This is a genomic window from Paraburkholderia sp. BL21I4N1, assembly GCF_002973525.1.
Classification (GTDB): Bacteria; Pseudomonadota; Gammaproteobacteria; order Burkholderiales; family Burkholderiaceae; genus Paraburkholderia.
In genome coordinates, this window is sequence record NZ_PVEN01000012.1 from 1 (window position 1) to 25,684 (window position 25,684).

The window sequence follows — 25,684 nt, forward strand, 5'->3', positions numbered from 1 at the left end:
TCTGTCATCAAAGTGGTCCCCACTACTCGAAGTGATGGACATCACTTTGGACACTCTCAACGTCGATGTCGATACGGCCTTCAAATGACGCTTACGACAGAGACGTCACGCCGCTCTGTGCCGTGCTGATGCCCGTCGAGGCGGAAGTCGACAGCGACGTCACATTGCTGTTGGTGGTGCTCAAGCCGGTCGACAGTGAACTCACTCCCGTCGACAACGAACTCACGCCACTTTGCGCCGTGCTGATACCCGTCGACGCCGAGGTGGAAAGGGAATTCAGACCCGTCGACAGGGACGTCACGCCGCTTTGCGCGGTGCTGATGCCAGTCGAAGTCGATGTCGACAGTGTATTCAGACCCGTCGACAACGAACTCACGCCACTTTGTGCCGTGCTGATACCCGTGGAACTGGAGGTCGAGAGCGACGCCACGTTGCTGTTGGTCGTACTCAAGCCCGTCGACAGGGAGGTCAGCCCGGTCGACGTCGAGGTTGAAAGCGATGTCACGCCGCTCTGCGCGGTGCTGATGCCGGTCGAGGTCGATGTCGACAGTGAATTCAGGCCTGTAGACAACGAAGTCACGCCGCTCTGCGCTGTACTGAGACCCGTCGACAACGAAGTCACACCACTTTGCGCAGTGCTGATGCCAGTGGAGCTAGAGGTCGAGAGCGACGTCAAGTTGCTGTTGGTCGTGCTCAAGCCGGTCGACAGTGAGCTCACGCCCGTCGACACCGAGGTGACACCACTCTGCGCGGTGCTGATGCCGCTCGACGTCGACGTCGACAACGAGGTCAACTGTCCGAAATTGACCGCATCGGTCGGATTTGTTCCAGCAGCAACATTGGTCAGCGTGACTGGCGTGGTCGAGCCTGCGCCGCCGAGCGTGACCTTCGTGTGCGACGGATCGTCGTACTGAACCGAGTTCGCAATTCCCGTCGACAACGAAGAAATGCCGGTCGAGGTGGAAGTCGACAGCGCGGTCACGTTGCTGTTGGTCGTGCTCAGCCCCGTGGAAAGCGAGGTCAGTCCAGTCGACGTCGAGGTTGAGAGCGATGCCACACTGCTTTGTGCCGTGCTAATGCCCGTCGAGGTCGAAGTCGACAGCGACGTCATATTGCTGTTGGTGGTGCTCAAGACGGTCGACAGCGAACTCACGCCTGTCGACAACGAGGTCACGCCACTTTGCGCCGTGCTGATACCCGTCGATGTCGAGGTAGAAAGGGAATTCAGACCTGTCGACAGGGACGTCACGCCGCTCTGTGCCGTGCTGATGCCCGTCGATGCCGAAGTTGAGAGCGAAGCCACGTTGCTGTTGGTCGTGCTCAGTCCCGTCGACAACGAACTCACGCCAGTCGAAAGCGAAGACATGCCCGTCGACAACGAATTCACACCGCTTTGCGCTGTGCTGATGCCGGTGGAGGTAGAGGTCGAGAGCGAGGTCACGCCGCTCTGTACCGTGCTAATGCCCGTCGAAGCGGAGGTGGACAACGAGGCCAGGCCCGTCGACGCCGAGGTCGACAGCGACGCCACGGTGCTGTTAGTCGTGCTCAGTCCCGTCGACAGCGAGCTCACGCCGCTCGAAAGCGACGACACGCCCGTCGATAACGAATTCACGCCACTTTGCGCTGTGCTGAGGCCGGTCGAGGCAGAGGTCGAGAGCGAGGTCACGCCGCTCTGTACCGTGCTAATACCCGTCGAAGCGGAGGTGGACAACGAGGACAGCCCGGTCGATGCCGAAGTCGACAGCGACGCCACGTTGCTGTTTGTCGTGCTCAGGCCCGTCGACAACGAACTCACGCCAGTCGAAAGCGAAGACACGCCCGTCGACAACGAATTCACGCCGCTTTGCGCCGTGCTGATGCCGGTGGAGGTAGAGGTCGAGAGCGAGGTCACGCCGCTCTGTACCGTGCTAATACCCGTCGAAGCGGAGGTGGACAACGAGGACAGCCCCGTCGATGTCGAAGTCGACAGCGACGCTACGTTGCTGTTGGTCGTGCTCAGGCCCGTCGACAGCGAACTCACGCCGGTCGAAATCGAAGCCACACCCGTCGACAACGAATTCACACCGCTTTGCGCCGTGCTGATGCCGGTGGAGGTAGAGGTCGAGAGCGAGGTCACGCCGCTCTGTACCGTGCTAATGCCTGTCGAAGCGGAGGTGGACAACGAGGACAGGCCCGTCGAGGCCGAAGTCGACAGCGACGCCACGTTGCTGTTGGTCGTACTCAGCCCCGTTGACAGTGAACTCACGCCGGTCGAAATCGAAGCCACGCCCGTCGACAACGAATTCACACCGCTTTGCGCCGTGCTGATGCCCGTCGACGCCGAGGTCGACAGCGATACGACATTGCTGTTCGTGGTGCTCAATCCGGTCGAAAGCGAACTCACACCCGTCGACAGCGAGGTGACACCACTCTGCGCCGTGCTGATGCCGGTCGATGTCGACGTCGACAACGAGGTCAACTGTCCGAAATTGACCGCATCGGTCGGATTTGTTCCAGCAGCAACATTGGTCAGCGTGACTGGCGTGGTCGAGCCTGCGCCGCCGAGCGTGACTTTCGTGTGCGACGGATCGTCGTACTGAACCGAGTTCGCAATTCCCGTCGACAACGAAGAGATGCCGGTCGAGGTGGAAGTCGACAGCGCGGTCACGTTGCTATTTGTCGTGCTCAGCCCCGCGGAAAGCGAGGTCAACCCTGTCGACGTCGAGGTTGAGAGCGATGCCACACTGCTTTGTGCCGTGCTAATGCCCGTCGAGGTCGAAGTCGACAGCGCGCTCACGTTGCTGTTCGTGGTGCTCAGACCCGTCGACAGCGAACTCATGCCAGTCGAAAGCGAAGACATGCCCGTCGACAACGAATTCACGCCACTTTGCGCCGTGCTGATGCCGGTGGAGGTAGAGGTCGAGAGTGAGGTCACGCCGCTCTGTACCGTGCTAATACCCGTCGACGCCGAGGTCGACAGTGACGCCACGTTGCTGTTGGTCGTGCTCAGGCCCGTCGACAGCGAACTCACGCCGGTCGAAATCGAAGCCACGCCAGTCGACAACGAATTCACGCCACTTTGCGCCGTGCTGATGCCCGTCGAGGTCGAGGTGGAAAGAGAATTCAGACCCGTCGACAGAGACGTCACGCCGCTTTGCGCGGTGCTGATGCCCGTCGAGGCCGAAGTCGACAGCGACGCCACATTGCTGTTGGTCGTGCTCAGTCCCGTCGACAACGAATTCACGCCGCTTTGCGCCGTGCTAATGCCCGTCGAAGCGGAGGTGGACAACGAGGCCATCCCCGTCGAAGTCGAGGTCGACAGCGAAGTCACGTTGCTGTTGGCCGTACTCAGCCCCGTCGACAGCGAACTCACGCCGGTCGAAATCGAAGCCACGCCCGTCGACAACGAGTTTACGCCGCTTTGCGCCGTGCTGATGCCCGTCGACGCCGAGGTCGACAGCGATGCGACGTTGCTGTTTGTGGTGTTCAATCCGGTCGAAAGCGAACTCACGCCCGTCGACAATGAGGTCACACCGCTCTGCGCGGCACTAATGCCGGTCGACGTCGATGTCGACAACGAGGTCAACTGTCCGAAATTGACCGCATCGGTCGGACTTGCTCCGGCAGCAACATTGGTCAGCGTGACTGGCGTGGTCGAGCCCGCACCGCCGAGCGTGACTTTCGTATGCGATGGGTCATCGTATTGGACTGCGTTAGCAATGCCTGTCGACAGCGAAGCGATGCCCGTGGAGGTGGAAGTCGACAGCGAACTCACGTTGCTGTTCGTCGTGCTCAGGCCCGTCGACAGTGAAGTCACGCCCGTCGACAACGAAGTCACGCCACTTTGCGCCGTGCTGATGCCCGTGGAGGTGGACGTCGACAGTGAGGTCACGTTGCTATTCGTCGTGCTCAGGCCAGTAGACAACGACGCCACACCCGTCGACAGCGACGCTACGTTGCTGTTCGTCGTGCTCAGTCCCGTAGACAGCGAACTTACGTTGGTCGAAAGTGAAGTCACACCCGTCGACAACGATGCCACGTTGCTGTTGGTTGTGCTGAGACCCGTCGACAGCGAACTCACTCCGGTCGAAAGCGAAGCCACACCCGTCGACAGCGACGTCACGCCACTTTGCGCCGTACTGATGCCCGTCGACGTCGAGGTCGACAGCGAATTCAGACCCGTCGACAGCGAACTCACGCCGGTTGAAAGTGAAGCCACGCCCGTCGACAACGAAGTCACGCCGCTCTGCGCGGTACTGATGCCTGTCGACGCCGACGTCGACAACGCCGTCACATTACTGTTGGTCGTGCTCAACCCCGTCGACAGCGAAGTCACCCCACTCTGCGCCGTGCTAATCCCCGTGGACGCCGAAGTCGACAGTGCCGTCACATTGCTGTTCGTCGTACTCAAACCCGTCGACAGCGAAGTCACCCCACTCTGCGCCGTGCTAATCCCCGTCGACGCCGACGTCGACAACGCCGTCACATTGCTGTTCGTCGTGCTCAACCCCGTCGACAGCGACGTCACCCCGCTCTGCGCCGTGCTAATCCCCGTCGACGCCGAAGTCGACAACGCCGTCACATTGCTGTTCGTCGTACTCAACCCCGTCGACAGCGACGTCACCCCACTCTGCGCCGTACTAATCCCCGTCGACGCCGAAGTCGACAACGCCGTCACATTACTATTCGTCGTACTCAAACTGGTAGACAGCGAACTAATCCCCGTCGAGGTCGACGTGGACAACGACGTCAATTGGGAGAAATTCACCGCATCGGTCGGATTCGTCCCCGCAGCCAGATTCGTGATCTTGTTTCCGCCAAGCGACGTTACCGAATTCAACGTGATGAGCGCGCTGTTCTTGGTGTTCAGCGTTATCCCGGTCGGGCCGTACAGCGTAATCGAACCCGCGGCATTGTTTCCAGTAGCCCCGATCCACTCGTAGGCGAGGTTGCCCGTTACGCCGCCGTTACCACTTGGGCTTTCCGTCAAAATGACGCCCGTGTCGCCGGCAACGCCGCCGCAGTTCCCCTCGTTCCCGGTCCAGGCACCCGTTGCAAGCGCCGTGTTGGTTCCGGAGAGATACGTGGTCGAAGAAGTGCCATTACAGTTCGCAATGCCGCCCGCCCACGCATCAATCGGCAACGCGCCCAACGCCAGCACGCCCGTTACCGTCAGCAGCCCCGAGACACCCCGCATTAGCGGCATGGCTTGCGTGCCGGTAGCCCCCTGACCAGCCGGCGCCCCACCTTCTTCCCGGCAAACGCTCCTTGAAGCTTTACCCCGCGCGTGCGTCAACTCCGACGTAGCCACCCATGCACCCAGCGCCTCGTTCCAGATGCTTCGATATGTTTTATTCATTATTAACAAACCTCACTATTAGCACTGCAATCACCGAGGCGCTTTAAATATCGATGGATCACGTTGCTTCGTAAATTCGCAATCGATCGCGCAATTGGCGTATCTGATAAATTTCTAAATTCGACTCAATAATGTGAGTGCGCGAAACACGAGAAGACTCGGATAAAAAACAGGTCCCGCGCGGAATTCGATCCCCATCCTTCCTGCGTCGATCCTGCTTCGGGAGAAAGCCGATGTGGTTCAAGAATATCGACCACCCGAACTCGGGTTGCGAACTTTTGTGAAACGTCGCGCAATCCCTGGTTCCCGACAGTGTCGACGCGTTCAGCGCTTCAATCGCACGGAATTGACCTTTCCGACACACTCACCACGAAAGATCATTCGAGTTCACAAATGTTCGCGACTACACGCCGCGAAATAAGTAAAAATGCCGATCCGAGGCGCAGACCTACCTGGCCCCCTCGCCGATGCACCGCCCGTGCTTTGATATCCCAACTCGTTAACCGGGCCAGTCAAAAGAGCACACTGTTGACCGTGGCGCCCACCCAGATGCCGCCGGCGATACCCACAACGCGCCCTTTCAGCATTGCATTCACATCTACGTCACGCATAAACAGGTTGCGTCGCGAGCGAAAGACGGTCTTCATCAGTAAGGGGCGCGGCAGAAGCAGACACGCCGAAACGGCCACTTCGATTGCCAGTCGTGAATCGAAACCTTTCCCAAGCGAAAGGTGCAGCCTCAGGTAATCCACGCCGACGGAAGCAAGCCATCCGACGAGGGCGCCGAGTAAAACGCTCGCCAAAAATCTGTCGGTCGAATACGGTGAATCCACGATATTTCCCAATTTCCGCGACTCGCTCGCGCAACCGTCGAGCCGCTCCCTATTCATCATTGAGCCGATGGTAGTCGGTGCGGAAATTCAGCTCGTCACAAAATGTGAACTAACCGAATTTCAGGGAAAACATAAGACCGGCGCCACTCGTTTAAAGCGCGAAGTTTCAATTGTTCACAACGCTCACCATTCAGTTCGATACCCTTGCCTTATCGAAGAACCGTCCATGATCGGCACAAAAATTTCTTTGTAGGTGAGATTCCCGGCTGCGAAGAAATGCACTCGGCAACAGGCGCGCATTAGCGATCTCCATGAAACACCTCACCGAAAACCTTCTCAAGTCCTACTCAATCGCCGACGCGGCACGTGGCCTCGCCAGACGAGAGTTCTTCTTCGTCTACCAGCCGAAACTGCGGCTTCAGGAGGGCCGGCTATCCGGTTTCGAATCGCTTCTGCGATGGCGGCATCCGTCACGCGGCGTGCTCACGCCGGACTCATTTATCGACGTTGTCGAAAACTCTTCGCTGACAGGACGCTTCACGGATTTCGTTGTCGCGGAAGCGGTCAGAACGCTGTCCGATTGGACCGGTCGCGGGTATGACACGCTGTCATTGGCCGTCAATCTTCCCGCCAGCGAAGTCGGCCGACCTGGATTGCCAGACAAACTGTCCAGCCTGCTGGGTCGCAGTTCGATCGATGCCTCCCGTTTGCAGATCGAACTCACGGAGGCCACCGATCCGGGTTCGATCGAAGTACTCGCCTCGGCCGTGGAATCCCTCAAGGAATCGGGCGTGAGCGTGGCAATCGACGACTTCGGCTCGGGATGCTGGTCGCTCGTCATTCTGCACCGACTCGGGGTCGACACGCTGAAGCTCGATCGCAGCTTCATGGCCGACATTCAGGAGAACGCGGATTCAAGGGTCATCGTTGAAGCGCTAGTGCAACTCGGACAGCGCCTCGGCAAGCGGGTGGTTATCGAAGGTATCGAAACGGAAGCGCAATTCGCGTGGGCCAGCACAATCGGTCACATAGACTGTCAGGGCTACTACATCTCCGCCCCGATTGCTCATGATCGAATCGCCGAGCTCGTTGCCCAGCATGGGCTTACTCACTAATGTGCAATGACCGGCCCAGGAAACACCAGCACCAGAATGAGATGAAGAAATCCCCACACGAACAGCATCGATAGAGGAATGGTCGCGATAGCAAGCAGCGTGATCCAGTGCGACCGACGCGGGGGCGTGTTGGTTTCCTCGCCCATGGGACGCGTCATTGCCTTCGCATCACGCAATCCCGCGTGAACGGTGGTTTGTGTTCGCATTGTTTTATTCGGTCGGAAAGAAGGCGTGCCAGTCAGATCTAACCCTAGCACCAACGCCCCGCCGGCCTCTTTCTCACGAGCGCATATCGGAACGCATTGCCCGAGATCATGGCAACCAGACGCATGATCCGCACGCCCTGCACGCCCGTGACAATGACCGGCCTTGATGAGATCCGCGCCTCTATCGTTGCGAGTTGCAGATGGAGTTCCGATATTGATTTCGTCAGCGATTCATTCATCACGGTCGACTCGATTCAGGCGTCAATTGAAAACGTCGAGATTTTCCGAAACGGCTCGCTGACGGCGCCCCGCTTCGTCGAGCACACGTTGTGCCTCGCGATGGATCGCCAGAACGCCAAATGATTGTTCATCGAGGCCGGCAATGCTGGCAGCCGCTTGAAACGCGCTGTAGTCCGCCGGGTGAAAGGCAAACGTCACTTGAATCTGATTCGGTGTTTTCATCGTTGGCTTCAGCCTCTTTCGACGCGCGCAGAGTGCGTGCTGGATCGTGTCGAGCCGAATTTAACCTGACGCCTGGGCGGCGTTTGCCAACAATTGTCACATGCACCGTGAACACGTTTGCGCGGATATCCAACCCGGCGTGTGGTCCGCGCAAGCGTGATTCAAGCCCCGGCCGACGCTTCCAGTTCCGCGAGCCGTTTGCGCAGCAGACGATCTTCCTGGAACCGGGCGCTCTCGTCGCGAATCACCGCAACGATCCCATTGAGTTCATTTTGCGGCGAATGCAGCAGCGCAACCGTAAAGGCGATCGACAACGCCCGCCCGTCCTTGTGTACGGCGGGAACGCGCAGCACGTCGTTGCCGTAGCGCGTCTCACCGCTCGCCATGGTCTTGTGATAACCGTCCCAATGGCGGCCGCGCAAACGTTCCGGAATGATCAGATCGAGCGACTGTCCGATCGCCTCTTCCTGGGTAAAGCCGAACATGCGTTCGGCGGCGGGGTTCCAGAATTCGATGCTGCCGCGCGCGTCGGAAATGACGATCGCGTCGCCGATTGCATTGGCCAGTTGCTGGAAGTCGATGACACTTTGCACGGCGCTTCCCCGAAGTTGAATGTAGAGACCTGAATCGAGAACATGGCGTGACGGCGGCGGGCCCGACCATTCAGGCGAGCCTGCACCGCACCACTACCCGCATTAAACCGCTTTCATTTCGCGCAGATTGAAGATGTCCTGCTTGCTATACCCAAGGCCCGCCAGAACTTCGTCCGTGTGTTCTCCCAGCAGTGGCGATGCCGTCACCTCCGGCTTCATATCCGAGAACTTGATCGGGCTGCCCACCGTCAGATACGAGCCGCGTTTCTTGTGCGGCACTTCGACAATCGTGCCGCTTGCACGCAACGACGGATCGTTCGCCAGTTCTTTCATGGTCAGCACCGGCGCACACGGAATGTCGAACTTGCGCAAGATGTCCACTGCTTCGAATTTGGTTTTGTCGGCAAGCCACGCTTCAATCGTCTTGAAGATCTCGAAGATATGCGGCTGACGCGCTTCCGCGGTCTTGTAGGCCGGATCCTCGATCCATTCGGGTTTGCCGAGCGCCTTGCAGATCGGCTCCCATGCATGGCCCTGAATCGTGAAGTAGATATACGCATTCGAGTCCGTTTCCCAACCCTTGCATTTGAGCACCCACCCCGGCTGACCGCCGCCGCCCGCGTTGCCGCCGCGCGGCACCACGTCGCCGAATTCGCCGTGCGGGTACTGCGGATATTCCTCGAGATAGCCCACCCGCTCCAGCCGCTGCTGGTCGCGCAGTTTCACCCGGCACAGGTTCAGCACGCTGTCCTGCATCGACACCGCGACCTTCTGCCCTTTGCCGGTCTTGTCGCGCCCCAGCAGCGCGGTCAGAATGCCGATCGCCAGATGCATGCCCGTGTTGCTGTCGCCGAGCGCCGCCGCGCTGATGGTCGGCGGACCGTCCCAGAAACCGGTGGTGGACGCCGCGCCGCCCGCGCATTGCGCGACGTTTTCATAGACCTTCAGGTCGTCGTAGTGATGGCCGTCGCTGAAGCCCTTCACCGAAGCCACGATCATCTTCGGATTCAGTTCGTTCAGGCGTTCCCACGAAAAGCCCATCCGATCCAATGCACCGGGACCGAAATTCTCGACTAGAACGTCCGATTCACGGATCAGTTTTTCGAGTACTTCCTTGCCTTCGGGTTTTTTCGTGTCCAGTGTCAGCGACTTCTTGTTGCTGTTGAGCATCGTGAAGTACAGCGCATCGGCGTCCGGTATGTCGCGCAACTGGTTGCGCGTCACGTCGCCGGAACCCGGCCGTTCGACTTTAATGACGTCCGCGCCGAACCAGGCGAGCAACTGCGTGCACGCAGGGCCGGCCTGAACGTGCGTGAAGTCGATAATCTTGATGCCGTCGAGAGGTTTGGTCATGTTGATATCTCCTGGTTTTCCGGATTACTTTTTCGTTGCCGCGCTTTGCGGATTCAGATTGGTGAGGCGGCCGCTTTCCGTGCCGGCCGCTTCGTCGATCACGGCGTTGATCAAGGTCGGCTTGCCCGACGAGATCGCTTCGAGCAGCGCCTTCGTGAGCTCTTCCGGCGTCGTTGCGTGGTGTCCGACACCGCCGAACGCCTCGATCATCCTGTCGTAACGCGCACCCTTAACGAACACGGTCGGCGCGACGTCCTTGCCGCCGGTCGGATTCACGTCCGTGCCGCGATACACGCCGTTGTTGTTGAAGACGATCGTGCACACCGGCAAGTCGTAACGGCAGATGGTTTCGAGTTCCATGCCGCTGAAACCGAATGCGCTGTCGCCTTCTATCGCGACGACCGGCTTGCCGCTCGTCACCGCCGCGCCGATCGCGAAGCCCATGCCGATCCCCATGATTCCCCACGTGCCCGAGTCGAAGCGTTTGCGTGGCTCATACATGTCGATGATGCTGCGCGCGTAGTCGAGCGTATTCGCGCCTTCGTTGACGACGTTGATGTCCGGCCGCGTCTTCAGCACATCGCGAATCGCCCGCAACGCGCTATGGAAATTCATCGGCGACGGATTCTTGTCGAGCGTCGCGGCCATCTTCGCGAGATTCCTGTTCTTGCGTTCGGCGATCGCGGCGGTCCATTCGGTGTTCGTCTTCATGAAGCTCGTATCGACGCCGGCACGCAGAGCCGCGACGCACGAACCGATATCGCCGATCACCGGCGCGGCAATCGCCACGTTGCTGTCGATTTCGGTCGGCGAAATATCCACCTGAATGAACTGCTTCGGCTGCGCGCCCCACGTTTTTCCCTTACCGTGCGACAGCAGCCAGTTCAAACGCGCGCCGATCAGCACGACGACGTCGGCGCTCTCCAGCACGAACGAGCGCGCCGCGGACGCCGATTGCTCGTGCGTATCGGGCAGCAGTCCCTTGGCCATCGACATCGGCAGATAGGGAATGCCGCTTTGCTCGACGAACGCGCGAATCTCCGCGTCGGCCTGCGCGTAAGCCGCCCCCTTGCCGAGCAGAATCAGCGGACGTTTGGCGCTCTTCAATACGTTGAGCGCGCGTTCGACCGATTCCGGCGCCGGCAATTGACGCGGCGCGGCGTCGACCACTTTCACCAGCGACTGCTGCGCCTTGACGACGTCGAGCGTTTGCGCGAGCAGTTTGGCCGGCAGATCCAGATACACGCCACCGGGCCGGCCCGACACCGCGGCACGAATCGCCCGTGCCACGCCAATGCCGATGTCTTCCGCGTGCAACACGCGATACGCCGCTTTCGCGTACGGTTTCGCCGCATTCAACTGGTCCATTTCCTCGTAATCGCCCTGCTGCAAATCGACGATCTCGCGCTCGCTGGAGCCGCTGATCAGAATCATCGGAAAGCAGTTGGTGGTCGCGTTGGCGAGCGCCGTCAGGCCGTTCAGAAAACCCGGCGCCGACACGGTCAGGCAAATGCCCGGCTTTTGCGTCATGAAGCCGGAAATGGCCGCCGCGTTGCCGGCATGCTGCTCGTGGCGAAAGCCGATGAAGCGCATGCCTTCAGCTTGCGCGAGCCGCGCAAGGTCGGTGATGGGAATACCGACCAGGCCAAAGATGGTGTCGATGTCGTTCAGTTTCAGCGCATCGATGACGAGATGGAATCCATCGGTCGTCTCGGTGGCCTGCTGTTTCGACGTAACGTCTGCTGCGGGCTGGTCGGCTTCTGCCATGACTTCTCTCCTTGGTGGCGGGTCGTTATGCGTTGGGGTGTGAGCGGTGCGTGGGTCGGGTCGTTCAGCGTGGTGGTTTATTCACGCGAGCCGCTGGATAAAGGGTGCAGCCGGGTTTCGTTGATCGCCGCGCCGGCCGGCGCGCCCGAGTTGTCGATCCAGCGCTTCCTCATCGGCGCGAGGACGAACTTCGCGGAGACGGCGGCGGCGATCGATATCACCGCTGCCGAGATAAACACCGTGCTCCAGCCGCCGTTCGCCGAGAGCAGCGAGGCAAGCGGCACCAGCATCGACGCGGTGCCCTTCGCGGTATAAAGCGTGCCGGCGTTTGCCGCGGCGTATTTGCTGCCGAACGTATCCGCACAGGTGGCAGGGAAGATCGAAAAGATTTCGCCCCAGCACAGGAACACGGCGGCGGCGAAGAACATGAATGCATACGGGTTGTGGCCGAACTGCATCAACCCGAGCAACGCCACGCCTTCGCCGAGAAAGATCATGAACATCGTGTTCTCACGGCCAATGCGGTCCGAAAGAAAACCGCACAGCGGACGGGTGAAACCGTTGCACAGATTGTCGATTGACAGCGTCATCGTGAGCAGCGGCAGCGTGATGCCCATCAGGCTGATCGGCAATTTCGCGAAACCATATTCCTTGGCAATCGGCCCGAGCTGCGCGGTCGCGATAATGCCGCCGGCGGCCACGAACACGAACATCAGATAGAGCACCCAGAACAGCGGCGAACGGATCATCTCGCCGGGCGTGTAGTCGATCTTGCTGGCCACCACACGTTTAGCCGCGATCGCGCCGACAGGCGGCTTGGGCCGCACCAGCATGGTGGCCAGCAGCAGAATGCAAACGCCCTGAAAAATGCCGAAGAACATGAACGTATGCTCGTAACCTGAGCGCTGGATCATGTTGGCGATCGGAATCACCGTGACGGCCGCGCCGGCGCCGAAGCCCGCCGCGGTCAAGCCGGCGGCGAGGCCGCGCTTGTCCGGAAACCATTTGAGCGCGGTGCCGACGCAGGTGCCGTACACGCAGCCCGCACCGATACCGGCAATGACGGCCGCGACGTACAACGCAGCGAGACTGCTTGCATGGGCGTCGATAATCCAGCCGAGCGCCGCGCACAGCGAGCCGCCGATCACAACGGGACGCGGGCCGAACTTATCGACGAGCCAGCCTTCGACGGGTACGAGCCAGGTTTCGGTGACGATAAAAATCGTGAACGCGGTTTGAATCGCCGCCTGACCCCAGTGGTGGGCGTTGTCCATCGGCACGACGAACAGCGTCCATGCGTATTGCAGATTCGCCACGAGTCCCATGCACACCACGCCGATCGCGAGTTGCGCCCAGCGGTGATGCCAGAACGCGGCGCGGCCGCGCTCCTGTAGATTGGAATGTTCCATGTCTGCGTCTCCTGCATATTCCGTCGCGCTCGAACGGCGCGTGGGACTTACGTGATCGAATCGCTTCGCTGCCGGTCTGAGTGCAATGAAGCGCGAATGGTCGGCCAGAGGGAACTCGTTGTACGTGCAACCAGCCGTCGCGGGCGGCGGGTGACGTAGCGTGTCTGAGTGGATGCTGCGCGTGAAGATGGATAAGTAAAAATCAAAACATTTTATGGTTTGTATTAGGCATGACTAATACACGGCGTACGGCCCCGCTCCATCAGCCGACGGGTAGCCCGGTTTGTTGCCCGCACGGTGATATCGCCTCGCTGAGGAGGCTTCGGGTAAACCAACGCATAAACGAAACGCTATGGTTTTTCGAAAAAACTTTGACTGTCGTTTATCGACGCGCCCTTCTACTCTCCGTTCATGCCACTTGCCCTGAGGAGATTGACCATGAACGCCTCGCCATTCGACGCATCCGATCTCGCACTCGATGCGGAAGTCCAGGCGCAGTTATGCGCCTACAACGCCGCGTTCGACGAACTCGGTCTGCGTTTCCGCTGGGATGTGCACACGCTCGCGTCGCTGGCCGCGATAGAGGGCGAGCGGGAGCAGATCGCGGCCTACATCGAAGCGCACCACGCGCATTTGCTGAACGCCTATAGCGCGGCGTTTTTGAGCGAGGCGATTCTGGAGAAAAAGCGTCTGCGCTATCCGGCGTGCCTGCTGATTCGCGCGGCCGGTGTCCCGTCGACCAATCGCGCGCTGCCTCAGCATGCGGCGAGCGGCCGTCGCGAGCGGCTTTCGTTTGAGATGGAGGTGCCGGCGCTGGCCGGTATCTGAACGCGGCGCAGCACGCGCCGGACGTTCCTGTGGGGCGTGGTGAAGGGCAAGTGGCCGGGACGTCTCCGGCCCTCGCCCATTTATCGCCCGAAGGCGTGGCCGTCGCGCGTCAGACCGGATTCAACGCGGCACGCCCTGCCAGCACGGCGGCGACGTTGTCCAATGCCGTGAAACCCATCTGGTCGCGCGTCTCGATCGTGGCGCTGGCCATGTGGGGTGTCAGGAACACGTTGTCGAGTGTGGCGAAGCGTGGGTCGACGTTGGGCTCGTGCTGGTACACGTCGAGACCCGCGCCGAATAGATGTCCCGATGTCAGCGCGTCATACAGCGCATCTTCGTCGACCAGGCCGCCACGCGCCGCATTGACGAAGACCGCGCCCTTGCGCAGCAAGCCGAACTCTTTTTTCGCCATCAACGGCACGCCGCCGCCCGGCACGTGCAGCGTGAGCACCTCGCATTGCGGCAGCATCTCGTCGAGGCTGGCGTAAAACGTCGCGCCATTTTCCAGTGCCGCATCCGCGCGCCGGATGTCGGTGTAGATCACGCGCATGCCGAAACTTTGCGCACGCTTCGCGACCGCCCGGCCAATGCGGCCAAATCCGACGATCCCGAGCGTCTTGCCGTTCACCCGCGTGCCCAGCATGTCGGTCATGCCGAACGACTTACCCCAGCCGTTGCGCATGATTCGTTCGTATTCCGACGCACGCCGGCAGGCCGCCAGCACCAGCAGAAAAGTGAAATCGGCGGTGCATTCGGTCAACGCGTCGGGCGCGTTCGTGACTGCGATGCCGCGCGCGCGGGCGGCGGCGACGTCCATATGATCGAAGCCCGCGCTCGCGTTCGCGATGATCTTCACCGTCGCGGGCAGCGCGGCAATATGTTCGGCCTGCAGGCCGGATTTCTTACCGATCAGGATGGCCGGCACGTCGTGGCGGTTGCAGAAGTCGACGACCGACGCCGAGTCCATATCGGACTCGGTCACGAACGCGTGGAACTCGGCCTCGGCGCGATTCGCCACGGCGGCGGGGACTTTTCGCGCAATCAGCAGACGGGTGCGGTTTGTTTGCGACATGATTTTTCCTTCGATGAAGAGATGTCGAGAGCCTACGAAACCGCCTGTTCGCACGTCAATGTTGATTCGATCAATCAACGCCTGCGCCCCCTTCGTGCCGGCGCGGCCCCTATTCCGCCGCCGGACGTCTTGCACGCCTTTCCCCGTGATACGGCGTCTCAGGAAAACCCTGGGGCGTTCCCGCCCGCCAAGCCCTTTGATGTTGATTCAATCAATCAAGCTTGCTCGACGGCCAGAGCGGATGCAACTCTGTCCTCCATGTTCAATGGAATGCTCAGGAGGAAATGACATGCCCGCATCGAAGCAATTCGCCGCCGTGACGGGGGCCGGTTCCGGCATCGGCCGCGCCGCCGCCGTGGCGCTCGCCGAAGCCGGCTTCACCGTCGCGCTGATCGGGCGCCGAGCCGAGCCGCTGCTGGAAACGAAAGAGATCATCGGCGTGGCCGGTGGCGCGGCGCAGGTCTTTCAGGCCGACGTCGGCCACGCCGCTTCGGTCGATCAGGCGTTTTCGCAGATCGCCGCGGCATTCGGGCGGCTCGACGTGCTCTTCAATAACGCGGGCCGCAACGCCGGCGCCGTTCCGCTCGAAGACTACGACACCGATTTCTGGAACGACGTCGTGGCCACCAATCTGACCGGCGTGTTTCTGTGCGCGCGAGCCGCGTATCGTTTGATGAAAGCGCAGTCGCCGCAAGGCGGCCGCATCATCAATAACGGCTCGATCTCCGCGCACGCGCCGAGGCCGCATACCATCGCCTATACGGCGACCAAGCACGCGGTGACCGGCATTACCCGATCGATTGCACTGGATGGGCGCGCGTTCAATATCGCTTGCGGCCAGATCGATATCGGCAACGCCGCCACCTCGCTCACGGAACGGATGAACAAGGGTGTTTTGCAAGCGGACGGACGCCTGGCGCCCGAAGCGAGAATGGACGTGACGCACGTGGCCAACGCGGTCGTGCACATGGCCAGTCTGCCGCTCGAAGCCAATGTACTGAACATGACCATCATGGCGAGCGCGATGCCGTTCGTCGGCCGCGGATAAAACCTCATTCAGCCAGATATAAAAAAAATCCACTGGCCACTGTTTGGAGACACCGATGAAAGTCGCAGAGGAACACAGCTTGCCGGCTGGCAATCCGGCTTACGCGGACACCACGAAACGCTCCCGAGTCCGCTACGTCGTGCTCTCGATGCTGCTCGTGGCGACCATTCTCAATTACGTGGATCGCTCGGCGCTGGGCATCGTCGCGCCGGGTCTGTCGAAAGGGCTGGCGCTCAACCGGATGCAGATGGGCGAGCTGTTCGCAGGCTTCGGCCTCGCCTATTCCATTGCGCTGGTGCCCGGCGGCGTGCTGACCGACGTTCTGGGTTCACGCCTCGCCTACGCGTTGTCGCTGGTCGGCTGGTCGTTCGCCACGCTGACGCAGGGTCTCGCGACCGGCTATCACATGTTGCTCGGCTCGCGACTCGCTATCGGCGCGCTCGAGGCGCCGGCCTTTCCGTCGAACGCGCGCGCCGTGACGTTGTGGTTTCCGGCCCGCGAGCGTGGTTTCGCGACCAGCGTCTACGTGATGGGGCAATACATCGGCACGCCGTTGTTCACCGGCCTGTTGCTGTGGATTTCCGCCGCGTACGGCTGGCGCACGGTGTTTTTCGTGACGGGCGGCTTCGGCATGCTGTTCAGTCTGATCTGGTATCGGATCTATCGCGACCCCCAGCACCATGCGAGTGTGAATGCCGCTGAACTGAACTACATCAACGAAGGTGGGGCGGCCACGCGCAAGCCGCGCGAGAAATTCGACTGGCGCCTCGCGCTAAAGCTGCTCAGCTACCGGCAGGTACTCGCCATCTGCATCGGCAAGTTCTGCAACAACACCTTGCTGGTGTTCTTCACCACCTGGTTCATGACCTATCTGATCGAAGCGCGTCACATGTCGATGATGAAGGTGGGGATTTTCCAGGCCCTGCCCTTTATCGGCGCGACGCTCGGCATTCTCGTCGCCGGTTTCCTGTCGGACTTCTTTATCCGGCGCGGCGTCTCGCTGTCCACCGCACGCAAGGCGCCGCTCATCATCGGCACGCTGCTCGGCGCGTCGATCGTGCTGGTCAATTTCGTCGAATCGAACGAGGGAGTGATCGCCATTCTGACGGTCGCGTTCTTCGCGCAAGGCGTCGGCTCGATGTCGTGGGCCGCCGTCTCCGAAATCGCACCGCGCCAGTACGTGGGTCTCACCAGCAGCATCACCAGTCTCGCGGCCAATATCGCGGCGGTCACCACGCCGCTCATGATCGGCTACATCACCCAGCACACCGGCCACTTCTACTGGGCACTCAACCTGATGGGCGCAATCTGCCTGCTCGGGACATTCTCTTACTCCGTGCTGCTGGGGAAACTTTCGCGCATCGAACTGTAATGCTGTCGACTCTCCGGAGAAACCGAATGATCGAATTCAAGTGGGACCATCTACAACTGTGCTCGGCGGACGCCGAAGCGACCGCCGCATGGTTCGCGCGCTGCCTGAACGCCGATATCGTGCGTCGTCCGGGGCGAGTGGATGTGCGGCTGGGTAGCATCAATTTTTTCATCACACCGCTGCAAGACGCGCAGAGCGGCCGGCCGCTTCAGGGCGAGAAAGCCCAGGGCATCGACCATTTCGGCGTGCTCGTGGACGACCTCGATGCCGCGTTCGACCACCTGTTGCGCTGCGACGCGGAAATCGTCGAACCGGTGAAGCAGGTTCGCGCCGGTGTCCGGGCCTGCTTCGTGCGATCGCCGGGCGACATCCTCATCGAGATTCTGGAGCGCCGGCCCGCCGAGATGACTTTTACCTGAAACAAGGCCAGAATCGACCCAGCATCGGGCGCGTTGACAGACGAGCTGCAAGCCATCTCGACCGTCCCTCGCGGCCCTTTTCTATAGCCTCATCGCGCCTGCTATCCCATGCGAAACTGGATCACGCTCACCGAAGCGGCTCGGCAACTCGGCGTGCAGGCGCAAACCGTCTACGCGTACGTCAGCCGCGGCAATATCGCGGTCATGCCGGATCCGCTCGATCCGCGCAAGAGTCTCTATCGTGGCGAAGACGTCGCCGCGCTGTGCCGCAAGAAACAGGTGGGCCGCAAGCGCGAGGCGCTCGCGGCCGGCACGATATTCGGCGCGGAGCCCTGCATTTACAGCGGCATTACGACTTTCTCGAAAGATCGCCCGTATTACCGCGGACGCGACAGCATCCGGCTGTCGGAAACGGCCACGCTCGAAGACGTCGCCGCCGTTCTCTGGAATGCGCGCGCGCCGATTGCCTTCGATACGGCCGACTTGCCGCTACACGGCGACGAACGCGGCAGGCAATGCGCGTTCACGTCGCTGGCGGCGCTCGCGGCTTGCGGTCACTCCACGGTCGGGCGCACGGACAGCGCGCTGCATGTCGAGGCCGGCCGGCTCGTGGCGCTGATCGCCCGAGCGTTCGGCGCGCGCTGCGACGCGCCCGGGCAACGCACGCATGAACAGCTCGCGCTCGGCTGGAGCCAGGACCGTGCCGGCGCCGAACTGATCCGCCGCGCGATGGTGCTCGTCGCCGATCACGAGATGACGAGTTCGGCGTTCGCCGCGCGGATTACCGCGTCCACCGGCGCCTCGTTGCCGGGCTGCCTGCTCACCGGGCTCGCCACCTTCTCCGGCCCGCTGCACGGCGACGCGTCGGAGCGCGTGCGCGCCGTGTTCGACGACGTCGAGCGACTCGGTGCGGAAAACGTGGTGGCCCATCATTTACGCTCCGCCATTCCCATTCCGGGCTTCGGACATCATCTGTATCCGGACGGCGATACGCGCGCGGCCGCCTTGCTCGACGTGCTGGATCCGCCGGCGGAAATCATGTCGTTCATCGATCGAGTCGTTGCGCTGACCGGGCTCAAACCGAATATCGACGTCGCGCTCGCGAGTCTCGCGGCGCAACTGTCGTTACCGCGCGATGCGTCGTTCGCGCTATTCGCCACGGCACGCAGCGTGGGCCTGCTCGCGCATTGCATCGAGCAACTGCGGGTGGGCAAGGTCATCCGGCCACGCGGCCGCTACACCGGCCGCGCGCTGGAAGACGCAAGCACCGACCTGCCCGAGGCCGATGCCGGCAAGCCGGACTCGCTCACACTCGACAAGAATCGCGTGTTCAAAACGGTGGGACGCTAAGCTCGCCCCACCGGGCGGGCTTCAATGCTGGTTGATGGTTTCGAGCGACAGTCCCTTCGTGGCAGGTCCGAGCAGGATCATGCAGATCGCGACCAGCATGGAGGCACCAATGAAAACCGCGACGCCCGGCACGCCGTAGCCGTGCAACAGAATGCCGATCGCCAGTCCGGCGAAGGCGGCGGAAATCCGGCTCCATGAATAGACGAAGCCGATGGCCCGGGCACGTATCCGGGTCGGAAAAAGCTCCGCCTGGTAGCCGTGATAGGCATAGGACATGATGTTCGCCGCCAGCGTGAACACCACGCCGAGTACGGTCAGAAGCCACGGCGTCGACACTTGCGAAAAGACCGCGATCACCACCGCCATCGTGATGAGTCCGCCGCAAATCTGGGTCTTGCGTTCGAGCCTGTCGGCAAACAGGGTTCCGATGAGCGGACCGAACGGATTGGCGATCGCGATAACGAACGCATAACCGAGGCTTGCCGTGACGTGAATGCCGCGATGGATCAGCAGCGTCGGCACCCAGGCGGCAAAGCCGTAGAAGCCGATCACCTGCGCCATATTGAAGATCGACAGAATGATGGTCCGGCGCCGGTAACCGGGCGCGAAGATTTCCCTGAACGCGCCGCGTCCCTCTTTCTCGGGTTCCACCGCTTGCGGCGGCGCCAGCGTGATGCCTTTCTCGAGCGCGACGCGCCGCTCGATGTCGGCGACGATCCGTTCGGCCTCGTCGAAACGGTTATGGCGCGCAAGCCAGCGCGGGCTTTCCGGAATGTTGCGCCGCAAGAACCAGACGGCGACGGCGCCGACCGAGCCGATCAGGATCACCACGCGCCAATAGTCGAGGCCGAGCGGCCGGGTGCCGTTCAACGCGTACGCCAGAAACGCGACCACCGGCACGACCGCGAACGTGATGAACTGGTTGACCGAATATGCGCGACCGCGTTCCTGGCTCGGAATCAGTTCGGAAATGTACGTGTCGATCGTCACCAGTTCGACACCAATGCCGATCCCCGCGACGAAGCGCCAGATATTGAGGGCGAACCCGGTGGTCTGGAACGCCATGATGATCGTGCAGACCATGTACCAGACCAGCGACCAGGTGAAGATCACGCGCCGCCCGAACCGGTCCGCCACGTAACCCAGGGTCAGCGCGCCGACCCAGAGGCCCGCGAAGGTGGCAAAGACAAAGGTGCCGAATCCCGCCACGGCGAGCGGCGCGAGCGCCGCGAACGGGCCGAGCGATTCAGGTTTGAAGAGCCCGGACTGCACCATTCCCGGCGCGACATAGCCGGTGAAGAACAGATCGTAGAACTCGAACACACCGCCGAGCGAGATCAGGATCACCATGACCCAGACAGTGCGCGAAGGGGGAAGCCGGTCGAGACGTGCGGCAATTTCAGCGGCCTGCTGGTTGGACATAGTCGCCTCTTGTTAGAAAGGACCGCAACGATGGCGGTAGAGCGCGGCATGTCCAGCCAGTCGACTTCGGACACGGTCTTGCCGCTCCCGGCAATCTCCCACAGCATCGCCCGGATTTGCAATCCGCATGAATACCCAGGTCCCCTCGCGACGACGGGCAACCCGCCTTGTCCGACGCGACCCGGCGCGCCACAGGCGCGAACGGATTCAGCCCGCCGCCGCGATCGATTCGAACAAGGCGAGATTCAGGTGTTTGACTTCGTTATTCGTCGGGTCCGGCTGCGACGAGAACTTGGCGATCACCGTCTCGCGCAACGGATCGACGTACAGCCACTGACCGTGAATGCCGATCGCGAAGCACGCACCGCTGGCGTTGCCAACTTGATACCACTTGTTGCGATACTTGCCGTTCGGCAGCCAGTCCGAAAAGCTGCCCTGACGCCACGCTTCGGCGCTGCCGCCGGTCAGGGTGTCGTTCATCCAGTCGGCCGCGATCAGCCGGCGTCCGTCGACCACGCCGCCGAGCCGCACCAGTTCGCCGATTCTGGCCAGATCGCGCGCGGTCATGCACAGGCCGCCGCCCGAGCGTGCGGTGCCCGCGATGTCCACCGTCACGTAGCCATCGTTCCGCAACCCCAACGGTTGCCACAGACGCGTCGACGCGAAGTCCGCATAGCGCTGGCCCGACGCACGTTCGATCACGAGGCCGAGCACGTCCGAGTTCGGCGAGCAGTAATGAAACGGACCGCCGTGCTCGCCGGGACCTTTGCGCAGCAACGCGAGCAGATCGATCACCGTCTCGGCCGGCTCGCCGTCGCGCCGTGGGTCCAGCAGACCGGCACGACGATAGCGGGCATAGATGCCGTTCGCGTTGAGGTAGTCTTCGTCGAAGTCGAGGCTCGTGCGCATATCCAGCACCTGCCTGACACGCGCGTCGCCGAACGCCGAGTGCGCGAGTTCCGGCACGTAGTGCGCGACGAGCGCGTCGGGGTCGAGAAGCCCGTCGCCGACCAGCATCCCCGCGAGCAGCCCCGCCACCGACTTGCTGGCGGAAAACAGAATATGGCGGCTTTGCAGCGTGAAATGCGGGGCGTGAAACTCGGCGACGAACTTCCCGCCTCGCATCACCGTTAGGGCGTCGGTCGAGGTTTGCCGCAGAATCGAGGCGACCGTGCGGCGTTCGCCGTCGTGCATCAATTCGTGTGCGCTGAGCGCGTCGGCGTCGAGCCGGGGTTCTTCCGCGAGACCGGGTGTGGCCGCGATACGCGCCGTCGGGATCAGTTCGTGAACGTGGCGAAAGGCCCAGACGTTATAGGGCGCTTCGCGCCAGTTGCCATGCCGCACGCTGTCGCGGCGAAAGCCGTAGTCGCTTTCGAAGCTTGAAGAAATCATCTTGACTGTCGTCTCCTGATCCAGTCTTTCGTGACAACCCGTGAAAACGCGAGTGCGTCAATGAACGTGCTGCAGGAACTCGCGAAAGCGCTCCCCCGGCGGCGTCGACAGCATCTCGGCGGGCTTGCCGTCGTGCACCAGGCGGCCCGCTTCCATGAACAGAAGGCGCGAACCCACCCGCTGGGCGAAGCCCATTTCATGCGTGACGACGACCATCGTCGTGCCCTCGCCGGCGAGCGTCTGCATGACCTTGAGGACTTCCTGACGCAATTCGGGGTCCAGCGCGGAGGTCGGCTCGTCGAACAGCATCAGCTTCGGCTGGACGGCCAGCGCTCGTGCGATCGCGACGCGTTGCTGCTGCCCGCCGGACAGCTGCGACGGATAGTGTTGCATCCGCTCGCCCAGGCCGACTTTCTGCAACAGCGCACCGGCGATCTCGCGCGCTTCCGCCTTCGATTGACCGCGCGCGCGAATCGGTCCGAACATCACGTTCTGCATTGCCGTCAGGTTCGGAAACAGATTGAACTGCTGGAACACCATGCCGGCTTCGAGCCGGATGCGTCTGATGTCGCGTGCGGAGCCGAGCACGCTGATGTCGTCCACGCGCAGATCGCCCGCGCTGATGGTTTCGAGTCCGTTGATGCAACGGAGCAGCGTCGATTTACCGGAGCCGGACGGGCCGACGATCACGGCGACCTCGCCGCGTTCGACGGCGAGATCGAGCGGCTGCAGCACGACGTGCTGGCCGAAGCGTTTCGAGACCTGTCTGAATTCGATCATGCTCATGGCAAACGCACTCTCCGTTCGAGCACTCGCAGACTCAGCGCAAGCAGGCTGATGACGAGCAGATAGATGATTGCGACGGCAGTCCAGATTTCCACCGCCCGAAAGTTCTCGGCCATGATCTCCTGGCCGCGCCGGGTCAACTCACCCACGCCGATCACGAGAAAGATCGAGGTGTCCTTGACCAGATTGACGAACTGGTTGCCCATTGCCGGCAGCGCGCGCCGGAACGCGATCGGGCTGATGACGTGCGCCAGCACCTTGTAAAACGGCAGACCCATCGCGAGTCCCGCCTCGCGCAGGCCGAGCGGCACACCGTCGAGCGCGCCGCGGATGATTTCCGCGTTATAGGCCCCCGAGTTGACGATCAGCGTGATGATGGCGGCGCTGGTCGCGCTGATGCGGATATCCATCATGATCGGCAGCGCGAAATAGACGAACATCACCTGCACCACGATCGGTGTGCCGCGAATCAAGGCCACGTAGATCTGCGCCGGAATGACGGTCAGCCGCCCGCCGTAGGTCAGCGCCACGCCCGCGAGGACACCGAGCACGACGCCGCCGCCGAGCCCGGCGAGCGCGATCAGAAGCGTGAGCCGCAGACCCTGCAGCAGGTCAGGCAGCGCGGCGACAACGGCCGCCCAGTCGAAACTCATGACGCCGCCTCGCCGAACCATTTACGGTTGAGCGCCTGGAGCCGGCCGTCGGCGCGCATGGCGGCGAGCTGAAGGTTGGCCGCGGCGACCAGCGGGCTGCCTTTCTGAAAGCCCATGCCGACGTCGAGTCCTTCGAGCGGCGGCTGTACCACCCGGACCTTGCCCTTGCCCGCGGTGTTGGCGTAATACAGCAGTTGCGGCTTGTCGTAGACGACCGCGTCGGTGCGGCCCGCTTCCAGCGCCAGCAGTGCATTGTTGATGCTGGGCAGCTGTTCGAGCGTGGCGTCCTTGACGTGGTCCTTGATGTAGGCCACCGCGACCGTACCCGTTTCGGTGCCGATGTGTTTGCCGGCCAGATCGGCGGGCGTGTGGATGCTGGTGTTGTCGACGCGGGTCAGCGCGATCAGGCCGCTCTTGTAGTACGGCGTCGAGAAGTCGATCACCTGCTGACGCTCCGGCTTGATAAAGAGCTGCGAGACGATCACATCGAGATTGTGGGTTTGCAGCGCGGGGATCAGCGCGCCGAACTCCATCGGCTGCAAACGCCATTTGCGATTCAGGCCTTTGGCGACCTCGCCCCAGACTTCGACGTCGAAGCCGGAATAGCTGTCGCCCTGCTTGAATGCGAACGGCGGAGCGCCCACGTTGGAACCGACTACCAGTTCGGCGTCGGCGGCTAGAACCGAGCGGGACAGCAGAATGGCAGGCCCGGCAGCCAGACCGAGTTGCAGCAGTTGACGGCGATTCATGGTTGTTTCTCCACGGTAGGTGAGCGTGCCCGGCGTGCTGTTTGCAGCGCGACCGGATGGTGTGTCATGCATCGGCGTCGCTATGGCCGCCGCTGCGTTTCTGCGTCATGCCACTGCTGCGCGTGCGTCAGCGCCACGGTAAGTTCGATTTCGAGCAGCCCGCAGCCCGGCAGACTGGAGACCCCTAGCGCCGATCTCGCATGCCGGCCGTGATCGCCGAAGACGTCGTGCAGCACGGTCGAGGCTTCATCCATCACCGCGCCGTGGTTCGCGAAACGGGGCACGGCGTTGACGAAGCCGCGCAGGACCAGAACGCGTTCGACCGCGCTCGACGCCGGCAGCGCGGCCACGAGCGCGCTCAGCGCGCGCAGCACGCAGGTTTGCGCCGCGTGCCGGACGACAGCGGGCGGCGTGTCGCGATCGACCGGCCCGGCGATCACGCCGTCGGCGGTACGGCTCACCTGGCCGCTCACATAGGCGATCCCGCCGTGAATCACGACGCCCTGATAAGCGCCGCGCGGCTCTGGCGCGGGCGGCAAGGTCATGCCCAGTTGCGCGAGCCGGGCTGGAATGTCGATCGTCATGACAGCGCTCCGCTGTGGTCGCCGCTGGGTTTCCCGCTGTGCGCCTCTAGACGAACCGGACCGCCAAGCCAGCAGCCGTCAGGACTGCCGGACGCCGCGCCAGCGTCGAAGCTGAAGCGCACCGAGATCTGCGACGGCCGTTGCATCGCGCGTCCCTGACGGATCGTGATGGTTCGCGTGGAGGCTTCCACCATGCCGTTGGCGAGCAGGCCGAACGACAACGCCGACGCGGCGATACCGGTGGCCGCGTCTTCCGGATAACCGGAGGCGCGCGGGAACTGCCGGGCGTCGAAGATTTGCCGGCCGGCGTCGAAGGTCGCGTAGGGATAGAGGCCGGTGGAGCCGATCCGCTCGCACAGGGCCTCGATTTTCTCGAAGCGCGGTTCGAGCGCGTCGAGACAGGCGGCACTGACCAGCGGGATCAGCGTCTTGACCCGGCTGGTGCAGGCGTTCTGGATCGGCAGCGGCGCAAGGTGCGCGTCGCTGATGCCGAGCGCGTCGAGAATTTCGGCGCGGCTGACTTGCGCCCGCGGCAAGGCTTCGATCCGGCCCACGGGTTGGGAGATTTCGACTGCGGCGCCTTCCGGCGTCGCGCCGGTGATGCGGATGCCGACCCGGCCGCTGCGGGTCTGGACCGTCAGCCGGTCGCGCTGCAGGCGCCCGTTTCGGTGCAGCAGCCAGACCGCGCCGACCGTGGCGTGCCCGCACATCGGCATTTCGTGGTTCGGCACCCAGAAGCGAAACTCGTAGTCGCAACCGGAGCCCGCCGGGGCCGGCAACACGAAACCGCTTTCGTGGCCGTAGCGTTGCGCGACCTGCTGCATGTCGCTGTCGGACATGCCCGCGGCGTCGACCACGATAGGCGCGGGGTTGCCGCCGCCGGCACCGGCGGCGAATACGCTAACGAGTTCGACTGTGTGACGTAAAGACATG

At 62.2% G+C, this 25,684-nt stretch carries 22 protein-coding genes; 6 read left to right on the forward strand and 16 right to left on the reverse strand.

Features of this window, described 5'->3' with window-relative positions; all coding sequences use genetic code 11:
• Window positions 1–91: 91 nt before the first annotated feature.
• Together B0G83_RS39595 and B0G83_RS25800 are read right to left on the reverse strand one after the other, a co-directional pair.
• On the reverse strand, window positions 92–5,338 hold the full coding sequence (locus tag B0G83_RS39595; RefSeq protein ID WP_105510416.1) for an ESPR-type extended signal peptide-containing protein: 5,247 nt from the start codon (window positions 5,336–5,338) through the stop codon (window positions 92–94).
• A gap of 512 nt (window positions 5,339–5,850) precedes the next feature.
• Window positions 5,851–6,171 carry a hypothetical protein gene (locus B0G83_RS25800; protein WP_146120292.1) on the reverse strand — a complete coding sequence of 107 codons (321 nt, stop codon included), beginning with the start codon at window positions 6,169–6,171 and terminating at the stop codon, window positions 5,851–5,853.
• Between the two features lie 311 nt (window positions 6,172–6,482).
• Here B0G83_RS25800 and B0G83_RS25805 point away from each other — a divergent pair, with 311 nt between their 5' ends.
• Window positions 6,483–7,286 (forward strand): EAL domain-containing protein, encoded by an 804-nt coding sequence (locus tag B0G83_RS25805; protein ID WP_105510227.1) that lies wholly within the window; start codon window positions 6,483–6,485, stop codon window positions 7,284–7,286.
• Here the strand turns inward: B0G83_RS25805 and B0G83_RS38265 are convergent.
• From B0G83_RS38265 to oxlT, 6 genes are all read right to left on the reverse strand, one after another.
• The gene (locus B0G83_RS38265; RefSeq protein WP_146120293.1) at window positions 7,283–7,492 is read right to left on the reverse strand and encodes a hypothetical protein; all 210 of its coding nucleotides are present in this window, start codon (window positions 7,490–7,492) and stop codon (window positions 7,283–7,285) included. The genes B0G83_RS25805 and B0G83_RS38265 overlap by 4 nt on opposite strands.
• A 261-nt stretch (window positions 7,493–7,753) precedes the next feature.
• Window positions 7,754–7,954, reverse strand: a complete 201-nt coding sequence (locus tag B0G83_RS25815) for a hypothetical protein (RefSeq protein ID WP_105510229.1) — start codon at window positions 7,952–7,954, stop codon at window positions 7,754–7,756.
• A 161-nt stretch (window positions 7,955–8,115) separates the two neighbouring features.
• Window positions 8,116–8,547: a PAS domain S-box protein gene (locus B0G83_RS25820; protein ID WP_105510230.1), complete on the reverse strand. Its 432-nt coding sequence runs from the start codon at window positions 8,545–8,547 to the stop codon at window positions 8,116–8,118.
• A 102-nt stretch (window positions 8,548–8,649) separates the two neighbouring features.
• Complete coding sequence (frc, locus tag B0G83_RS25825; protein ID WP_105510231.1) at window positions 8,650–9,900, reverse strand: formyl-CoA transferase; 1,251 nt, start codon at window positions 9,898–9,900, stop codon at window positions 8,650–8,652.
• A 24-nt stretch (window positions 9,901–9,924) separates the two neighbouring features.
• A complete protein-coding gene (oxc, locus tag B0G83_RS25830) occupies window positions 9,925–11,667 on the reverse strand; it encodes an oxalyl-CoA decarboxylase (protein WP_105510232.1) in 1,743 nt (580 codons plus the stop codon).
• A gap of 77 nt (window positions 11,668–11,744) precedes the next feature.
• A complete protein-coding gene (gene oxlT / locus B0G83_RS25835; RefSeq protein WP_105510233.1) occupies window positions 11,745–13,076 on the reverse strand; it encodes an oxalate/formate MFS antiporter in 1,332 nt (443 codons plus the stop codon).
• Window positions 13,077–13,514: 438 nt separating this feature from the next.
• Between oxlT and B0G83_RS25840 the strand changes: the two genes are divergently transcribed.
• Window positions 13,515–13,904, forward strand: coding sequence for a hypothetical protein (locus B0G83_RS25840; RefSeq protein WP_105510234.1), 390 nt, complete (start codon window positions 13,515–13,517; stop codon window positions 13,902–13,904).
• A gap of 109 nt (window positions 13,905–14,013) precedes the next feature.
• Here the strand turns inward: B0G83_RS25840 and B0G83_RS25845 are convergent, their stop codons facing one another.
• On the reverse strand, window positions 14,014–14,976 hold the full coding sequence (locus B0G83_RS25845; protein ID WP_105510235.1) for a D-glycerate dehydrogenase: 963 nt from the start codon (window positions 14,974–14,976) through the stop codon (window positions 14,014–14,016).
• A 289-nt stretch (window positions 14,977–15,265) separates the two neighbouring features.
• Between B0G83_RS25845 and B0G83_RS25850 the strand changes: the two genes are divergently transcribed.
• The 4 genes from B0G83_RS25850 to B0G83_RS25865 all read left to right on the forward strand — a co-directional run bounded on the left by B0G83_RS25850 (window position 15,266) and on the right by B0G83_RS25865 (window position 19,165).
• Window positions 15,266–16,024 (forward strand): SDR family oxidoreductase, encoded by a 759-nt coding sequence (locus B0G83_RS25850; protein ID WP_105510236.1) that lies wholly within the window; start codon window positions 15,266–15,268, stop codon window positions 16,022–16,024.
• Window positions 16,025–16,079: 55 nt separating this feature from the next.
• Window positions 16,080–17,396, forward strand: coding sequence for an MFS transporter (locus B0G83_RS25855; RefSeq protein WP_105510237.1), 1,317 nt, complete (start codon window positions 16,080–16,082; stop codon window positions 17,394–17,396).
• Between the two features lie 26 nt (window positions 17,397–17,422).
• Window positions 17,423–17,815: a VOC family protein gene (locus B0G83_RS25860; RefSeq protein ID WP_105510238.1), complete on the forward strand. Its 393-nt coding sequence runs from the start codon at window positions 17,423–17,425 to the stop codon at window positions 17,813–17,815.
• Between the two features lie 108 nt (window positions 17,816–17,923).
• A complete protein-coding gene (locus tag B0G83_RS25865) occupies window positions 17,924–19,165 on the forward strand; it encodes a citrate synthase (RefSeq protein ID WP_105510239.1) in 1,242 nt (413 codons plus the stop codon).
• Between the two features lie 21 nt (window positions 19,166–19,186).
• Here the strand turns inward: B0G83_RS25865 and B0G83_RS25870 are convergent, their stop codons facing one another.
• From B0G83_RS25870 to B0G83_RS25900, 7 genes are all read right to left on the reverse strand, one after another.
• Window positions 19,187–20,587, reverse strand: coding sequence for an MFS transporter (locus tag B0G83_RS25870; RefSeq protein ID WP_105510240.1), 1,401 nt, complete (start codon window positions 20,585–20,587; stop codon window positions 19,187–19,189).
• 207 nt (window positions 20,588–20,794) lie between these two features.
• Window positions 20,795–21,979 carry a serine hydrolase gene (locus tag B0G83_RS25875; RefSeq protein ID WP_105510241.1) on the reverse strand — a complete coding sequence of 395 codons (1,185 nt, stop codon included), beginning with the start codon at window positions 21,977–21,979 and terminating at the stop codon, window positions 20,795–20,797.
• A 57-nt stretch (window positions 21,980–22,036) separates the two neighbouring features.
• The gene (gene glnQ, locus B0G83_RS25880; protein WP_105510242.1) at window positions 22,037–22,765 is read right to left on the reverse strand and encodes a glutamine ABC transporter ATP-binding protein GlnQ; all 729 of its coding nucleotides are present in this window, start codon (window positions 22,763–22,765) and stop codon (window positions 22,037–22,039) included.
• On the reverse strand, window positions 22,762–23,418 hold the full coding sequence (gene glnP, locus B0G83_RS25885) for a glutamine ABC transporter permease GlnP (protein WP_105510243.1): 657 nt from the start codon (window positions 23,416–23,418) through the stop codon (window positions 22,762–22,764). The genes glnQ and glnP overlap by 4 nt, the downstream gene beginning before the upstream one ends.
• A complete protein-coding gene (locus tag B0G83_RS25890; protein WP_258168267.1) occupies window positions 23,415–24,167 on the reverse strand; it encodes a transporter substrate-binding domain-containing protein in 753 nt (250 codons plus the stop codon). Before B0G83_RS25890 ends, glnP begins: the two co-directional genes overlap by 4 nt.
• A gap of 80 nt (window positions 24,168–24,247) precedes the next feature.
• Entirely contained in the window at window positions 24,248–24,751 is a 504-nt protein-coding gene (locus B0G83_RS25895; RefSeq protein ID WP_105510244.1) for a RidA family protein, read from the reverse strand.
• Entirely contained in the window at window positions 24,748–25,683 is a 936-nt protein-coding gene (locus tag B0G83_RS25900) for a PhzF family phenazine biosynthesis protein (protein ID WP_105510245.1), read from the reverse strand. Before B0G83_RS25900 ends, B0G83_RS25895 begins: the two co-directional genes overlap by 4 nt.
• Between the last annotated feature and the right edge of the window lies 1 nt (window position 25,684).

Bases quoted from the DNA above. Each gene is read 5' to 3' on its own strand.
- B0G83_RS39595 (WP_105510416.1), bottom strand. From the start codon at position 5,338: ATGAATAAAACATATCGAAGCATCTGGAACGAGGCGCTGGGTGCATGG.
- B0G83_RS25805 (WP_105510227.1), top strand. From the start codon at position 6,483: ATGAAACACCTCACCGAAAACCTTCTCAAGTCCTACTCAATCGCCGAC.
- B0G83_RS38265 (WP_146120293.1), bottom strand. From the start codon at position 7,492: ATGCGAACACAAACCACCGTTCACGCGGGATTGCGTGATGCGAAGGCA.
- B0G83_RS25815 (WP_105510229.1), bottom strand. From the start codon at position 7,954: ATGAAAACACCGAATCAGATTCAAGTGACGTTTGCCTTTCACCCGGCG.
- frc (WP_105510231.1), bottom strand. From the start codon at position 9,900: ATGACCAAACCTCTCGACGGCATCAAGATTATCGACTTCACGCACGTT.
- oxc (WP_105510232.1), bottom strand. From the start codon at position 11,667: ATGGCAGAAGCCGACCAGCCCGCAGCAGACGTTACGTCGAAACAGCAG.
- oxlT (WP_105510233.1), bottom strand. From the start codon at position 13,076: ATGGAACATTCCAATCTACAGGAGCGCGGCCGCGCCGCGTTCTGGCAT.
- B0G83_RS25840 (WP_105510234.1), top strand. From the start codon at position 13,515: ATGAACGCCTCGCCATTCGACGCATCCGATCTCGCACTCGATGCGGAA.
- B0G83_RS25845 (WP_105510235.1), bottom strand. From the start codon at position 14,976: ATGTCGCAAACAAACCGCACCCGTCTGCTGATTGCGCGAAAAGTCCCC.
- B0G83_RS25850 (WP_105510236.1), top strand. From the start codon at position 15,266: ATGCCCGCATCGAAGCAATTCGCCGCCGTGACGGGGGCCGGTTCCGGC.
- B0G83_RS25855 (WP_105510237.1), top strand. From the start codon at position 16,080: ATGAAAGTCGCAGAGGAACACAGCTTGCCGGCTGGCAATCCGGCTTAC.
- B0G83_RS25860 (WP_105510238.1), top strand. From the start codon at position 17,423: ATGATCGAATTCAAGTGGGACCATCTACAACTGTGCTCGGCGGACGCC.
- B0G83_RS25865 (WP_105510239.1), top strand. From the start codon at position 17,924: ATGCGAAACTGGATCACGCTCACCGAAGCGGCTCGGCAACTCGGCGTG.
- B0G83_RS25870 (WP_105510240.1), bottom strand. From the start codon at position 20,587: ATGTCCAACCAGCAGGCCGCTGAAATTGCCGCACGTCTCGACCGGCTT.
- B0G83_RS25875 (WP_105510241.1), bottom strand. From the start codon at position 21,979: ATGATTTCTTCAAGCTTCGAAAGCGACTACGGCTTTCGCCGCGACAGC.
- glnQ (WP_105510242.1), bottom strand. From the start codon at position 22,765: ATGAGCATGATCGAATTCAGACAGGTCTCGAAACGCTTCGGCCAGCAC.
- glnP (WP_105510243.1), bottom strand. From the start codon at position 23,418: ATGAGTTTCGACTGGGCGGCCGTTGTCGCCGCGCTGCCTGACCTGCTG.
- B0G83_RS25890 (WP_258168267.1), bottom strand. From the start codon at position 24,167: ATGAATCGCCGTCAACTGCTGCAACTCGGTCTGGCTGCCGGGCCTGCC.
- B0G83_RS25895 (WP_105510244.1), bottom strand. From the start codon at position 24,751: ATGACGATCGACATTCCAGCCCGGCTCGCGCAACTGGGCATGACCTTG.
- B0G83_RS25900 (WP_105510245.1), bottom strand. From the start codon at position 25,683: ATGTCTTTACGTCACACAGTCGAACTCGTTAGCGTATTCGCCGCCGGT.